The 13,508-nt window shown below is 61.6% G+C and carries 13 protein-coding genes and 2 pseudogenes; 7 read left to right on the forward strand and 8 right to left on the reverse strand.

Annotation, left to right across the window (positions count from 1 at the left end; genetic code table 11):
• Positions 1–185, forward strand: a 185-nt coding sequence (locus H1B27_RS29115; protein WP_197968442.1) for a transposase, incomplete at its 5' end; no start/stop codon positions are given.
• Positions 186–417: 232 nt separating this feature from the next.
• Here the strand turns inward: H1B27_RS29115 and H1B27_RS29120 are convergent.
• A complete protein-coding gene (locus H1B27_RS29120; protein ID WP_197968443.1) occupies positions 418–987 on the reverse strand; it encodes an MBL fold metallo-hydrolase in 570 nt (189 codons plus the stop codon).
• A 75-nt stretch (positions 988–1,062) separates the two neighbouring features.
• The gene (locus H1B27_RS29125; protein WP_197968444.1) at positions 1,063–1,389 is read right to left on the reverse strand and encodes an MBL fold metallo-hydrolase; all 327 of its coding nucleotides are present in this window, start codon (positions 1,387–1,389) and stop codon (positions 1,063–1,065) included.
• A gap of 211 nt (positions 1,390–1,600) precedes the next feature.
• Between H1B27_RS29125 and H1B27_RS29130 the strand changes: the two genes are divergently transcribed.
• Complete coding sequence (locus H1B27_RS29130) at positions 1,601–3,133, forward strand: winged helix-turn-helix domain-containing protein (RefSeq protein WP_246515793.1); 1,533 nt, start codon at positions 1,601–1,603, stop codon at positions 3,131–3,133.
• 75 nt (positions 3,134–3,208) lie between these two features.
• On the opposite strand, the gene H1B27_RS29135 is transcribed toward H1B27_RS29130, so the two are convergent.
• Complete coding sequence (locus tag H1B27_RS29135; RefSeq protein WP_197968445.1) at positions 3,209–3,352, reverse strand: hypothetical protein; 144 nt, start codon at positions 3,350–3,352, stop codon at positions 3,209–3,211.
• A 232-nt stretch (positions 3,353–3,584) separates the two neighbouring features.
• On the opposite strand from H1B27_RS29135, the gene H1B27_RS29140 reads away from it, so the two are divergent.
• Complete coding sequence (locus H1B27_RS29140; protein WP_197968446.1) at positions 3,585–6,083, forward strand: autotransporter outer membrane beta-barrel domain-containing protein; 2,499 nt, start codon at positions 3,585–3,587, stop codon at positions 6,081–6,083.
• Positions 6,084–6,133: 50 nt separating this feature from the next.
• Here H1B27_RS29140 and H1B27_RS29145 read toward each other — a convergent pair whose 3' ends face one another.
• The 3 genes from H1B27_RS29145 to H1B27_RS29155 all read right to left on the reverse strand — a co-directional run bounded on the left by H1B27_RS29145 (position 6,134) and on the right by H1B27_RS29155 (position 8,342).
• Positions 6,134–7,495, reverse strand: coding sequence for a metal-dependent hydrolase family protein (locus H1B27_RS29145; RefSeq protein WP_197968508.1), 1,362 nt, complete (start codon positions 7,493–7,495; stop codon positions 6,134–6,136).
• Between the two features lie 171 nt (positions 7,496–7,666).
• Positions 7,667–7,870, reverse strand: a complete 204-nt coding sequence (locus H1B27_RS29150) for a hypothetical protein (protein WP_061880762.1) — start codon at positions 7,868–7,870, stop codon at positions 7,667–7,669.
• 112 nt (positions 7,871–7,982) lie between these two features.
• The gene (locus tag H1B27_RS29155) at positions 7,983–8,342 is read right to left on the reverse strand and encodes a hypothetical protein (protein ID WP_197488745.1); all 360 of its coding nucleotides are present in this window, start codon (positions 8,340–8,342) and stop codon (positions 7,983–7,985) included.
• On the opposite strand from H1B27_RS29155, the gene H1B27_RS29160 reads away from it, so the two are divergent.
• Positions 8,332–9,258 (forward strand): Lnb N-terminal periplasmic domain-containing protein, encoded by a 927-nt coding sequence (locus H1B27_RS29160; protein ID WP_245312096.1) that lies wholly within the window; start codon positions 8,332–8,334, stop codon positions 9,256–9,258. The genes H1B27_RS29155 and H1B27_RS29160 overlap by 11 nt on opposite strands.
• A gap of 159 nt (positions 9,259–9,417) precedes the next feature.
• On the opposite strand, the gene H1B27_RS29165 is transcribed toward H1B27_RS29160, so the two are convergent.
• Entirely contained in the window at positions 9,418–9,909 is a 492-nt protein-coding gene (locus tag H1B27_RS29165; protein ID WP_082822100.1) for a septal ring lytic transglycosylase RlpA family protein, read from the reverse strand.
• Positions 9,910–10,226: 317 nt separating this feature from the next.
• Positions 10,227–10,396 (reverse strand): annotated as a pseudogene (locus tag H1B27_RS41105) (LLM class flavin-dependent oxidoreductase); the annotation flags it as partial.
• A gap of 244 nt (positions 10,397–10,640) precedes the next feature.
• Here H1B27_RS41105 and napE point away from each other — a divergent pair.
• The 3 genes and pseudogenes from napE to napA all read left to right on the forward strand — a co-directional run.
• Positions 10,641–10,823 (forward strand): periplasmic nitrate reductase, NapE protein, encoded by a 183-nt coding sequence (napE, locus tag H1B27_RS29175; RefSeq protein WP_061880766.1) that lies wholly within the window; start codon positions 10,641–10,643, stop codon positions 10,821–10,823.
• 26 nt (positions 10,824–10,849) lie between these two features.
• On the forward strand, positions 10,850–11,179 hold the full coding sequence (locus H1B27_RS29180) for a chaperone NapD (RefSeq protein ID WP_197968447.1): 330 nt from the start codon (positions 10,850–10,852) through the stop codon (positions 11,177–11,179).
• A gap of 16 nt (positions 11,180–11,195) precedes the next feature.
• Positions 11,196–13,496, forward strand: a pseudogene (gene napA / locus H1B27_RS29185) (nitrate reductase catalytic subunit NapA); the annotation flags it as partial.
• Between the last annotated feature and the right edge of the window lie 12 nt (positions 13,497–13,508).

A 13,508-nucleotide genomic window follows, 5' to 3' on the forward strand; every position in this document is an offset into this window, starting at 1 on the left:
AGCGGAAGAAGATTGAGATGCGGTTTGCACACCTGAAGCGCATTCTCAGGCTCGGTCGGCTTCGACTGCGTGGACCACGAGGCGCACAGGATGAGTTTGTTCTTGCTGCCATCGCGCAAAATCTGAGGCGCCTCGCGTCGCTCGTTGCACGACCTCCGCCCGCTCATGCTCTCTGCATCGCGTAGCGTAGGAGTTGCGTAGAGAGCGTCAGGGTCGGCGGATCAAAGCCGGTCCACTTTGCCCAATGGCCGAAGGGGCATTCGTCGGTTACAATGACTTTTGCAACAATATCGGTCCAAAAGCTGACGGTCGGCGGGCAGCGGGCCAAGGTCCGCGATGGGCCAAATCCGGACTCATGCGGCGCAGCAAATTGGCCCGAGCCTACTCGATCACATCGTCGCTGGATGCACCCTGGGATCAAGGTTTGGCGGGTCTTCGGACCTCGACCTTCTCGCCAACCACGATGACCATCAGATCTTCACCGAGTTCCAGCGGACCGGAGTAAATCTTCCGCGTTGGTGGAATCAGATCCTCCTCGGTCGCGTTTGGCAACACGATGTGTGAATACACCGCCAGCCTAGGCTTCGTCTGCTCGAATACTTCGCCCGCCTGCTCTGGCGTGGTGTGGTGGGCGATAATGTTCGCCGTCTGCGCCGGCGGCACCCCAATGCGCTGAAATGTCTCTGGCGAGACAACGTTGTGAACCAACAGATCAACGTTCTGGGCGTGCCGAATGAGATTTTCAGAGACGCGCGTGTCTCCGGAAAGCACAACCGACCGGCCGGAATAATCGATCCGAAAGCCGAACGCAGGCTTCACCGGCGTGTGGTTCACCTCGAACGCGGTGATCTTCACGCCGCTGTTCTCATATACGACACCCTCGGTAATGTCCTCGGCGAGGATGACCACGCCGTTTGGTGGTGCTCGGTCGTCGTCTAATCGAATCCGGATATCGTACTCGAATGCCTGCGCGAGGAACGACATCATGCGCTGGGTCCCTGTTGGCCCCCGCACATGCAGTGGTCGATCCCGGCCTGGCCGCCCCACAAGCCATCCGGTCAGCTACAGATCTGGAAAGCCGATCACGTGGTCTGAGTGCAGGTGCGTGAGAAAGACGGCGTCAATTCCCTGCCAGGGCACCTTGACCTGATTGAGCCGCTGGAGGGCGCCCCGGCCTGCGTCGAAAATGAACTTTTGCCCACCCGCCTCGACGAGGGTGCTCGGCCCGAACCGGTTCATAACGGCAGGAGGGCATCCTGTACCCAACAGGGTAACTTTGATTTCTTGCCCTTGGGCGGTCACCGGAAAAATGGCGAAGGCAAACAGTGCGATTCCCAAAAGGCTGAAAACTGAACGGCTTAGCGCCGCGAAGAAGACTGGGCGGATCATGGACGCGTGCCTCTTGGTCGTTGAATTCTTGAATCGGCTGCCGGAAGCGGTCGCTATCCCAAGCCGCACCATGATGCTGTACAACGGATCTTGCGTCCCGAAAGTTTGACGAAATTTTCGGAAAGAGACCTGCAAGAGGCGGCCCTTGCTTAAGTCATCGCAGCATTCAATCGTTCTCGGCGACCGGACCATTGACCTTGGCCGCGAGCTGTTGATCGATGGACGCGGCGACATAGTGCCCTTGCGCCCTCGGGCTTGGTTGTTGCTTCGGCTTCTTGCGACACGAGCCGGACATTTGGTGAGCAAAGAAGAAATTATGGATGAAGTCTGGCCGGGCTGTGAGGTCACGGAAGACTCTCTCGTCCATGCGATTGGCGACGTCAGGCGTGCGTTGGGACGTGATCGATTAGCTTTGAGGACCCTGCCGCGCCGCGGCTACATGCTGGCAATCAGCGGAAACTCGATCGCTCGCCCCGATCTTTCGATCGCCGCTACACTAGATGGCTCTGACCTTGGAGATCCGCCGACTCCGTCTGCGATGCCTCGCCTATCCATCGTTGTTCTGCCGTTCGCAAACCTCGGCGGTGATTCTGAGCAAGAGTATTTCGCTGATGGTGTGACGGACAGTCTCACAACGGACTTGTCACGCATCGGCGGCGCGTTCGTCATCGGCCGCAACACCGCGTTCACCTTCAAAGGACAATCGGTGGACGTAAGGGAGATCGGCCGTCAGCTGAATGTACGTTACGTGCTCGAGGGGTCGGTGCAACGCGGCGACAATCGCTTTCGCCTAAACGTCCAGTTAACCGATGCTCAAACCAGAACCCATGTGTGGGCCGAGCGCTTCGACAAACCGGCTGCCGATTTGTTAAGTATGCAGGATGAGATCGTATCGCGACTGGCCAATACGTTGAACGCCGAACTCATCAAATCCGAAGCGAGGCGCGCAGAACGATCGCTCCGCCCGAACGCCATGGATTTATACTTTCAGGGCAGGGCGTTTCTGAACAAGGGAGTGACACCTGCGTTTTTGGCGCGAGCAAAGGACTTCTTCGTGCGTGCCTTGGCGCTTGATCCCGACAACATTGAAGCGGCAGTTGCCGCGGCTCAGGTCGATGTGTCGGTGGGTTCATCCTTTATGACTGATGACGGATCAGTGCATTTCAGGACCGCGGAGAGCGCGCTGAACAGCGTGTTGTTACGCGCCCCGAACCATCCCAGAGCCCGCATGCTCCTCGGCGCAGTTCAAATTCGGACAGGCCGCGCTGCCAACGGTATCGCCGACTGTCATCAGGCACTGGCGCTGGATCGCAATCTAGCCGATGCACATGGGTTCATCGGGCTTGGAAAGTATGCATTGGAGCGTGGCGAGGACGTAGAGGGGCACATTCAAGATGCGCTGCGACTGTCCCCGCGCGATACGCGCTCCTTTCTTTGGTTCATGTTTGTCGGGATGGCAAAGTTGATGTCCAAAACCGACCTTGAGGCACTCGACTGGCTTCGCCGGAGCATTGAAGCCAACCCCAATCACGCGCTTTCTCACTTTCACTTCGCTGGTGCCCTGGCGATGATGGGAGACTCGAAGGAGGCACGATCTAGGGCCGAGATCGGATTGGCGCTTGATCGCAGCTTCACCATCCGTCGATACCGCATCAACGTCTTCCGGTTCGACAATCCAGAATGGGTGGCCAGTCTTGAGCGATTGTATGAGGGCATGCGCACGGCCGGGATACCCGAGGGGTAATGACCGCTTAGGGTCAAAGGCGCCGTTTGAGCAGTCAGTCGGGTACTTCCGGTCTATCCCAATGAACGGACATCTTCAGAGCCGGTCGCCATATCCCAAAGGTGCCACTTCCAGGATTCGCAGCACGCCGCAGAAGTAGACGTTCGCGTTACGCGGACCTGCCGCGACACCACCTGTTATCAGGCCCTGCCGCAGGACATCGCCTCTGGCGGCAGACATGCGCCACTCACGATGAACATGCTGCCGCTCGGCGGCCCGCGCTTGAACTCCTGAACCGTCCCTGCCTGCCAAGCTGGAGGCCCAGCTTGCGTACTTGCAAGATTCCGCTCTACACTCTTAGACAGCATCGACACACTAAAGTATCCATAAGTTGTGTTCCGCGATTAACGGGACATTAACCCGCGGCTCAAGCGCGTACCGTGGCCTCGTCGGACAGGAGTGGACCAGCCCCATGTGGAAAGACCCCATCGAGAGCACGCCTTCGATCATCCAGACCGATTTCGGGCCCTTCGGGCAGAGCCTGCCGGGGGACGGTGAAGCCTATTGCGGCCCGACGTCGATGGTCATGGGCCTTTACTGGCTGTCGGCAAACGGCTTCACGCAGGTTGCTCCTGCGGTCTACAACGGCGAGGACGACCCCGTGGCGATCAACCTGGAAAGGGTGGTCGCGGGCTTGATGCAGACGTCGAGCGAGGGCGGCAGCTTCGTGGACGGCATGACGAGCGGGATGGCCGACTATCTGTCGGCCTGCGGAATCGGGCCTGATCTCTATCATTTGACGAGCACTTCCAATCCGGACCTCGCGTGGCTCGCCGATCAGTTGGCCCCGAACGTGTCCGAGAGTCCGCAGACGATCGTCTTGGCCAATTTCGCGGTTGGCTGGTTTTCCGTTTCCCAGACGACGAAGGGATACATGGAAAATAGCGGCGGCCATGTCCTCGCGCCGCTCACGGTGAACCTGACGGGCGGCACGATCACCATCAACAACGCTTTCCCCGCCTCGTTCGAGAACGTACCCAACCTCCCGTCCAGCAATCCGCAGACCGTCCAGATCGCGCAGATGCCCAGCGGATGGACGCTGGAAAACCAGCCGCTCCCCTCCGAAGACTACAGCCAGGTCGTCACCGACGCGCTCACCGGGAGGGGCGTCTACGCCGTGCTCTGGCAGGGGCAAGCCTGGGCGATCTCGCCGTCGGCGCTGCCCTCGACATCCGGATATGAACCCAGCACGTGGACGATCAACCAGCCTAAGGTCATCAACACGAACGGCGGCACGCTGACCGTCGTCGCGCCGATCTCCGGGCTGGGCGGCCTCCAAAAATACGGCGAAGGCACGCTCCTGCTCACCAACACGAACCAGCTGATGGGACACAACACCGTAGGCGCCGGGACGCTGGCAAGTACCCGGACATCCGGCACACCATTTGGCAGCTTCAGGATGACGGTGACGAACGGCGGAATACTCGAGCTTCGTTCGGACGGCGCGACGGTCGATGTGCAGATCGCCTCGGGATCTCTGGCGACGTTCGTCATCGGCTCTACGGGAGGCGCCTTGCAGCTTTCCGGAAGCGGCAACTATCGCGTCGTCATCGGGGGCAATGACGACGGTACCCTGACGAACATTGTCCGCAACTCCGGCGGGACTCTCGTTATCGTGCCGGGCGGCGGCATGGCCCAGCTTGGGCTGACGCAACAGGTGTTCGTGGCAGGAACGGGAGCAAACCTGCCCGTCGTCACGAACGGGATCGTCGCTCCCTACATTCTCGGAGAGGACGACGACGCGGCCAGCTCGGGCAAGTTCCTGACCTATTCGCCCTCCGAGGGCTTCGCGAGCGCGGCGACCGTGTCCTCGACGGATGTCGGCATCAACGACGTTCCGGCCGACGCCGTCTACGAGGTCGTCGACAGCCAGGCGGTCGAGAGCGGCGGTGTGCCGCAGGTGGCGGCGCTCGAAGTGAACGGCGGGGCGATTACGGGCGACGATGCGAGCATTCTGGTCGGAAGCCAGGCGAGCGGCGACGCCGCGGGCCTCATCATGAACGGCGGCAGCATCGCTACTGCGAGCCTTTCGTTCGGCGCGGCAGAAGGCCTGATCTACACCAATGCCAGCGGCGATAGTTCGCAGATCGCAGCCGCCATCGAGGGATCGGCGGGCCTGACGATCTTCGGTCCCGGCACGCTGACCCTGAGTGCAGACAGCAGCGGCACGCTTTCCGGTCCGATCAGGGTCAATGGGGGTACGCTGATTGCCGGCGGAACCGGTGGATCAGCAACGGGTGCCGGCGAGGTGCTGGTATCCTACGCGGCGACGCTGGAGGTCCCCGGCACGGTGACCGGCGCGGTTGTTGTCGGCGAGGCGGGCACACTGTTCATGAACGGTGGAACGGTCTCGGGCCCGGTCACCATTGCAGCGACCGGCACCGATACGCCTGCTCCCGGCGGCATATTGCAAGGGAGCGGAACAATCAGCGGGACCACCTCCATCAGCGGCATCATCCAGTCAGGCCCGCAGGCTGGCCTGATCACGTTCACCGGCGAGACCACTATGGCCGGCGACGCGAGCTTCTATTGGCGGCTGCAGAAGCTCGTGGACGATGCTGATCCCGGAGCCGGACCTGGGATCTACTGGAACGCGCTGCAGTTCAACTCGCCGGATACGAACCTCGGCACCAAGAATGCACCTCTCTGGCTCTTCCTCGACTTCAGCGCCCTCGACGGGGACCCGGACGGCGGCAACGCGTTCTGGCAGAAGCCCCATACCTGGACGCTCTTTACCTACGCAGCCGATGCCGGCCGCTTTTGGCCGGCGTACGAGAACTTCTCGTACCAGTCCGGGAGCTTCAACACGGTCTTCGACAACTGGGTCGTGTCCCTGCAGTGGAAACCGGCCGCCTCGCCGCAGAGCCTCCCCGAGCGATGGCGCGCGAACGCTCGTGCGAGAAGCCGGTAACCTTGGGATCGCGCGCGATCTCGTCCATCGAACAGGGCGATGCGTTGCTGCTAACGGGCAAGCGCATCCTTGTAGATAATTCCATCTTTCATGATGATCTTGAAATTTTTGGCGGGGTCGGCAAGAAGGCCGATATTGTCCAGGGGATTTCCGTCGACGAGCAGCAGATCCGCGAGTGCGCCCTGTTCCACGACGCCGAGCTTGCCGGGATAGGGATTCCGCTTGCCCGACAGCGCCAGCAGTTCGGCGTTCGTCGATGTCGCCATGGTCAGCGCCTCGGCGGGCGTGTACCAGCGAGCGAGTGAGGCCAGGATGGCCCCCTGTTGGCGCGCCAGCGCTGCAGAGAACAGGACGTCGGTGCCCCACGCGGTCTTGATCTTGTACTTCCTCGCCAGCTCGTAGGTTCTGGCTATGCCGGGCCAGACCTCATCCGCCTTGGCTCGCTGGACGGAGCCTACGGGAAAGCCCAGCCTCAGATCCTCGGGGAGAGGCTGCGTGCTCAGCCAAACACCCTTCTCCGCCATCAGTTTCGCCGTTGCGTCGTCCATCAGGAAACCGTGTTCGATACACTTCACCCCAGCGGCAATGGCTCCCCGAATCGCGGCAGCCGTAAAGGCATGCACAGTGACATACGTGCCCCAATTCTCGGCCGCTTCAACGGCGGCGCGTATTTCGGGTTCGGTGAACGTGGTCACGTCGATCGGACTGAAAGGCGACGACACTCCGCCGCCAGCCGTCAACTTGACCTGGGAAGCGCCTTGCATGAGCTGCTCGCGGACGCGGACGCGGACCTCGTCGGGGCTGTCCGCAATCATTGCCCCACCGGTCTGTTCCATGCGGGTGAGCATGCCGCCGATCGTGCGCGGCAGGTCGGTAAGCTGGCGGAAGTCCCCATGCCCGCTCGTGACGGTGATGACCGCGCCGGACGGATAAATGCGCGGACCCTTGATGATACCTTCGTCGATGGCGCTTTTGAGCCCAAACACCGGCCCGCCCACATCGCGAACGCTGGTAAAGCCGCGCATGAGAGTGTGCGTGGCCTCGTCGCCAGCGACAAGATTGACATAGCCGACGTCGCCGAGCGACTGTGCCGGTGTGACGCGGATCAACATCGCATGCCAATGGTTGTCGATGAGGCCGGGCATCAGCGTGCGTCCGCCGCCTTCGACAATGCGAATGTCCGCCGGGCTGTCCACCGCTATCGGCTGTAGCGAGATTGATTCTATCTTGTTGCCGCGCACCAGGACGTTGGAGGAGGCAGACAGCGTGGCGCTCTTGCCATCGAAGATGCGGACATTCTGAAAGAGCGTGGCCGCGCCACCTGCCTGAAGCGCCTGCTGCGCCAGGCTCGCTCCACCGAGCCAGGTCGAGAACACCACCGCGATCGACAAAGAACGGCATGTTCCGCTCATCGACGGTCGGATCCGCCGCGCGCCGTACAATTTATTCAAGAGAGTTCCTGACATCATCGCGCGCGGCCCCTCTCGTTGCGTATCGGCTGCGTTCGGTTGAAGCGGCCAGACCTTCGCGATTGCGATGCCGTGCATGGCTCTCGCAGCGACAGACCGATCTCGCGGGCTCGGTCAGAGCGGATCGCCCTGGTTGCGCCTCATGATCTTGAGAACCAGGAAGATCGCGCCGGCAACAAGGAAGGCAACACCGATCGCGGTGACTCCGCTGGACTCGCCGCTCAGGCCGAGCGCCGTCATCAGCAAACCGAAGAGCAGGAGAAGGATGCCCGCGAGTTTCTTGATCAGGAGGATTGGTCTTTCAACCGCGATCGCCATCAGCGCACTCCCTTTTATCGACTCGTTTCCGCTATGCCGTTCTCGCCGCCGGCGGCCATGCATAGGTCAGCCAGGCCATGTCGTGAGAGATCAGGTCGACGCCGAGCACACATCAGAGCACACCCAAAGGCCTGTCATCCGGAATCCACCGAGGATAACGAGGAATTCCGAATGCGCCGGACGGCAGCATCATCCGAGCGGCTGCGCAGGTCGCGCAGCCCTTCCAACGCGCGGTAAAGAACGCGGCCATCGCTTCCAGCTCGCGGAAAGCTACTGTAGCGTGTAGACATTCGCATTGAAACGACAGGTAAACTGACACAACGGAGCTGTCGAAAGGCATCGCCAAAGCTTGCGGCAGGAACAGCCAGGTGATTTCGGTCCGTAAATTCGTATCAATGTTGGTCAGCTGGCCGAGAAAGCCAATCGGCTTTCTCATTCGGATCATGCTCGTCACATGGGCCGTGCTGGCCATCTATTATTCGAACTTGCCTTGGGCCGGGCTGCGCACGATTTCGGCCGGAGCGTTTGCGGGCTTTGCAATCTGGGCGCTCTGGCGTTCGCGCCAACGGCGCATGTCCGTTCTCTTCCTCGTCATGTTTCTCGGTGTCGTCGCATGGTGGATCTCGATCCCTCCATCGCACGATCGCCATTGGCGACCGGAAGTCGCGGTGATGCCGCGGGCGGTCATCGACGGCGACCGCGTGCGCCTGACCGGGGTCCGTAATTTCGACTACCGGAGTCGAAGCGACTTCACGGTGCGCTACGAGGAGCGCGAGGTGTCGTTGTCGCACCTGATGGCCCTCGATTTCTACGTTGCCTATTTCACCGAGGGGCCAGTCGGACACACGTTCGTGAGTTTTGTCTTCGACAATGCGCCACCACTGGCCATCTCCATCGAGACCCGTCCCGAGGTTGGCGAAGGCTTTGCGCCCGTCGCCTCCTTGTTCAAGCAATTCGAGCTGATCTACGTGGTGGGGGAAGAGCGCGATGTTGTGGGCGTGCGCACCAACCATCGCCACGAGCCGGTGTACCTGTATCGCCTCAATACATCGGCTGACGACGCGCGCCGGCTGCTGATGATCTATTTGACGCGCATCAACGAACTCGCCGATCAACCGGAGTTCTACCATCTGTTGACCAACAGCTGCACGATCAACATCGTGCGCTATGCGAATGCGGCGGGCCGGCGGGGGCGCTTCGACATTCGACATCTATTCAACGGCCTGATCGATAGCTACCTCTACCACTCCGGCCGGATAGATACGACGCTGCCGTTTGATGAACTGAGGCGGGGGTCCTTGATCAACGAAGCCGCACAGGCGGCCGATGGCGCAACCGATTTCTCACAGCGGATTCGCTTGTCCTTGCCGACAATGATGCGACCCTAGCTGCAGTCGGCTCATCGGGCAGATGCAAGGCAACCAATTTATCCCTTCACGTCTTGCTTCGGGTCACAAACGATCTCTGACGACAAGCGCCTGGCAGGTCTGCTTCGGGTCCAGCAACGGAAGTCGCCAACGCAGGCGTAATTCAATCGCGCGGGACGTTCAGCCCACCGGCCCCGGTGTCCAATAGTCTCCAGAAAGCGGGCTAACGCGCACGTCATCGATGACTCCGAGCTCGAGGCTCGGATCGAAATGGCGCATCGTGCGCTCGTTGAAGTCGATGATGCGGCCGGGCCTGAGTGGTCCGACGTCATTGATCTTGACGATGACCTTCTTGCCGATGGCCTCGACGAGGGCATATTTCGGCCTCGCACCAAATTGGACCCCGCCAAATTTCCGGCGCAAGCTCGTCTTGATGGCGGCCGCCCAGACAGAGGGATCATAACGTTCGCCGGAGGCTGTGCTCGGACCGCCTTCCTCCTTGCCGGGCTTGAACGGATTATACATGGATGCAGCGCCAACGACCGCATCCCCGGAAGCGGCATCGACGACGGCATTTGAGTGAACCCCACGCGTCTCACATCGAGCAACAGCAACGGAAACGGCAAACGCGACCAGGGCGCCGCAAATTGCGGCGCTCGAGCGGAACAGCATTATATCTCCTGTGATTTTCGATCGTCGGTTCCGGGAACCGCAAACAGGCAAGCGAACGCGGAAGCGTTCATGGAGCTTGCGCCGTTGTTTTGGGGTTCGAGCCAACCCCTCGGCTATGGAACCGTTGTGCGAACCGGGTGGCTCCCACGCAGTGTTTTAAGTTGCCGCCGACTAAGACAGAGATTGCGTCAGCAACATGACTTAACGGACAGCCTAAAGCGCGATGACATCGGGATGAATCGTCATCGCGCTTTACGTTGTTGTTTGCGCGTGATCTTTCCGGAAAACCGCTTCGCACTTTTCCGGATCATGCTCCAGCCCGCCGCCGCCTTCACCGGCGCAACATTGATGGCAAGCTTGCCGTAGCGATCCGTAAAAGCACGGGTGTCGATCTCTTCCAGTTGATCTCGCCGCTCATCACGCTCCTCTTCCATGCCGTCTGCGCCGGATCGTTCTGGAACTCCGGCATCACCTCGCGGCCGAACAGCTAAAGCGGAATGGCTTTAGGTTGAATCGACTGCCGCGGGTCGGTCACCTTCCCCGCTTGCTTGCGAGAGAGGGGGCGCACCTCCGTCGTTGCACGATCAATCCTCATTTCATCGCGCTTTGGTGCGACTCGCAGATGTGTTGATCCAGATCAACGCCGCGACGGCCCGAATGCCTCAAATGTGCAGCAAGGCAACGGCCCGGATGCCGTCCCGATTCCCCATCTCATCCTGTAGAGACCGAACATGTCGGCCCCTGACGACACGACATCGCGCGTGCGCCGTAAGCGCATGGAGATTTTTGCGTTCCTGTTCCTGACGGCGATCGTGATGCCGGTGCTCGCGGTCGGGACCGTCGGCACTTACGGCCTCGGCGTCTGGATCTACCAGATGTTCGCCGGCCCTCCAGGCCCGCCACCCCCGCATTGATTGGCTCAAAGCGAAAGACAGGCATCATGGCTCAAACCACATTCAGCAATGCCAAGCTCGACCGCCGCGTCTTGATCACCGGCCGGGTGCTCACCGCCGAGCGCATCGTTGCACCGCCGGGCGCCGAGATCGCCAGCATCCTGGTGCAGGCGCGGCCCGAACGTCTCGCCGAGCTCGAAGCCGAGATCACTGCGCTGCCCGGCTGCGAGATCCACGGCCGCGATCCCCGAGGCAAGCTCGTCGTCGTGACCGAAGCGCCCGATGCCGGCAGCCTCGGCACCCTGCTCAACACCATTCAATCGCTGCCCAACGTCTATTCCGCAGCGCTCGTCTTCCACGCCATCGAAACCGCCTGAGTCAGGAAGAGCCATCATGACATCGCCCAAGCTCGACCGCCGCCAGATGCTGAAGCTCGAGGCAGCCGCGATCGCAGCGGCCGCCGCAGGCATGCCGGTGCCGGCGCTTGCCGCCAATCTCGTCGCCGAACGCCAGGCCACCGAACTGAAATGGGACAAGGCCGCCTGCCGCTTCTGCGGCACCGGCTGCTCGGTGATGGTCGCGACCAAGGACAACCGCGTGGTCGCCACCCATGGCGACATCAAGTCCGAGGTCAATCGCGGCCTGAACTGCGTCAAGGGCTACTTCCTCTCCAAGATCATGTACGGCCACGACCGCCTGACGCAGCCGCTGCTGCGCAAGACGAACGGCAGGTACGACAAGAACGGCGAGTTCACGCCCGTCACCTGGACCGAAGCCTTCGACATCATGGAGCTGAAGTGGAAGGAGGCGATCAGGAAGCGCGGACCGAACGGCGTCGCCATGTTCGGCTCCGGCCAGTGGACGATCTGGGAAGGCTATGCCGCCTCGAAACTGTTCAAGGCCGGCTTCCGCACCAACAACATCGACCCCAATGCCCGGCACTGCATGGCCTCGGCGGTCGCCGGCATGATGCGCACCTTCGGCATCGACGAGCCGCCGGGCTGCTACGATGACATCGAGGCGACCGATGCCTTCGTGCTGTGGGGCTCCAACATGGCGGAGATGCACCCGATTCTGTGGACGCGCCTGGCCGACCGCCGTCTCTCCGCGCCGCATGTTCGCGTTGCCGTGCTCTCGACCTTCGAGCACCGCTCCTTCGACCTCGCCGACATCGGCATGGTGTTCAAGCCGCAGACGGACCTCTACATCCTCAACGCCATCGCCAATCACATCATCAAGACCGGCCGGGTCAACAAGGACTTCGTCGCCAGGCATACCGTGTTCAAGCGCGGCCAGACCGACATCGGGTATGGCCTGCGGCCCGAGCATCCGCTGCAGAAGAAGGCGACCGGCGCGGCCAAGCCCAACGACGCCACCGACATGAGCTATGACGAATTCGTCAAGTTCGTGTCCGAGTACACGCTGGAGAAAGCCGCCGAAATGTCGGGCGTGCCGCTCAACCGTCTCGAAGCGCTCGCCGAGCTCTACGCCGATCCGAAGACGAAAGTGGTCTCGTTCTGGACCATGGGCTTCAACCAGCACACCCGCGGCGTCTGGTGCAACAACCTCGTCTACAACATCCATCTTCTGACCGGGAAGATCTCCGCGCCCGGCAACAGCCCGTTCTCGCTGACCGGCCAGCCCTCGGCCTGCGGCACCGCGCGCGAGGTCGGCACCTTCGCGCATCGTCTGCCTGCCGACATGGTCGTGACCAACAAGGCGCATCGCGACCACGCCGAGCACATCTGGCGGCTGCCCGAAGGCACCATTCCCGACAAGAACGGCGCGCACGCGGTGCTGCAGAGCAGGATGCTGAAGGACGGGCTGATCAACGCCTATTGGGTGCAGGTCAACAACAACCTTCAGGCCGGCCCCAACATCAACGAGGAAATCTATCCGGGCTTCCGCAACCCCGACAATTTCATCGTGGTCTCGGACGCCTATCCCTCGGTGACCGCGCTCGCCGCCGACCTGATCCTGCCCACCGCGATGTGGGTAGAGAAGGAAGGCGCCTATGGCAATGCCGAGCGGCGCACACAGTTCTGGCACCAGCTCGTCTCCGCGCCCGGCGAATCGAAATCCGACCTCTGGCAGCTCATGGAGTTCTCCAAGCGCTTCAAGATCGAGGAGGTCTGGCCCGAGGAGCTGATCGCCAAGAAGCCCGATGTCCGCGGCAAGACGCTGTTCCACGTGCTCTACCGGAACGGCCAGGTCGACAAGTTTCCGGTCTCCGACATCGGGTCGGGCTATCTCAACGACGAGTCCAAGGCGTTCGGCTTCTACGTGCACAAGGGCCTGTTCGAGGAATATGCCCAGTTCGGCCGCGGCCATGGCCACGACCTTGCGCCGTTCGACACCTATCACCGGGAGCGCGGCCTGCGTTGGCCCGTCGTCAACGGGCAGGAAACCAAGTGGCGTTTCCGCGAAGGCAGCGACCCCTACGTCAAGCAGGGCACCGAGGTGCAGTTCTACGGCCATGCCGACGGCAAGGCGCGCATCTTCGCGCTGCCCTACGAGCCGCCGGCGGAATCGCCCGACAACGAATATCCCTACTGGCTCTCCACCGGCCGCGTGCTGGAGCACTGGCATTCCGGCACCATGACGCGCCGCGTGCCCGAGCTCTACAAGGCCTTCCCCGAGGCGGTCTGCTTCATGCATCCGGACGACGCGCAGGAGGCCAAGCTCCGCCGCGGCGGCATCGAGCGG

Source organism: Bradyrhizobium diversitatis (genome assembly GCF_016031635.1).
GTDB lineage: Bacteria > Pseudomonadota > Alphaproteobacteria > Rhizobiales > Xanthobacteraceae > Bradyrhizobium > Bradyrhizobium diversitatis.

Excerpts from the sequence above, each read along its gene's own strand:
- H1B27_RS29120 (WP_197968443.1), bottom strand. The coding sequence starts at position 987 with ATGATGTCGTTCCTCGCGCAGGCATTCGAGTACGATATCCGGATTCGA.
- H1B27_RS29125 (WP_197968444.1), bottom strand. The coding sequence starts at position 1,389 with ATGATCCGCCCAGTCTTCTTCGCGGCGCTAAGCCGTTCAGTTTTCAGC.
- H1B27_RS29135 (WP_197968445.1), bottom strand. The coding sequence starts at position 3,352 with ATGTCTGCCGCCAGAGGCGATGTCCTGCGGCAGGGCCTGATAACAGGT.
- H1B27_RS29140 (WP_197968446.1), top strand. The coding sequence starts at position 3,585 with ATGTGGAAAGACCCCATCGAGAGCACGCCTTCGATCATCCAGACCGAT.
- H1B27_RS29145 (WP_197968508.1), bottom strand. The coding sequence starts at position 7,495 with ATGAGCGGAACATGCCGTTCTTTGTCGATCGCGGTGGTGTTCTCGACC.
- H1B27_RS29150 (WP_061880762.1), bottom strand. The coding sequence starts at position 7,870 with ATGGCGATCGCGGTTGAAAGACCAATCCTCCTGATCAAGAAACTCGCG.
- H1B27_RS29155 (WP_197488745.1), bottom strand. The coding sequence starts at position 8,342 with ATGGCCAGCACGGCCCATGTGACGAGCATGATCCGAATGAGAAAGCCG.
- H1B27_RS29165 (WP_082822100.1), bottom strand. The coding sequence starts at position 9,909 with ATGCTGTTCCGCTCGAGCGCCGCAATTTGCGGCGCCCTGGTCGCGTTT.
- napE (WP_061880766.1), top strand. The coding sequence starts at position 10,641 with ATGTCGGCCCCTGACGACACGACATCGCGCGTGCGCCGTAAGCGCATG.
- H1B27_RS29180 (WP_197968447.1), top strand. The coding sequence starts at position 10,850 with ATGGCTCAAACCACATTCAGCAATGCCAAGCTCGACCGCCGCGTCTTG.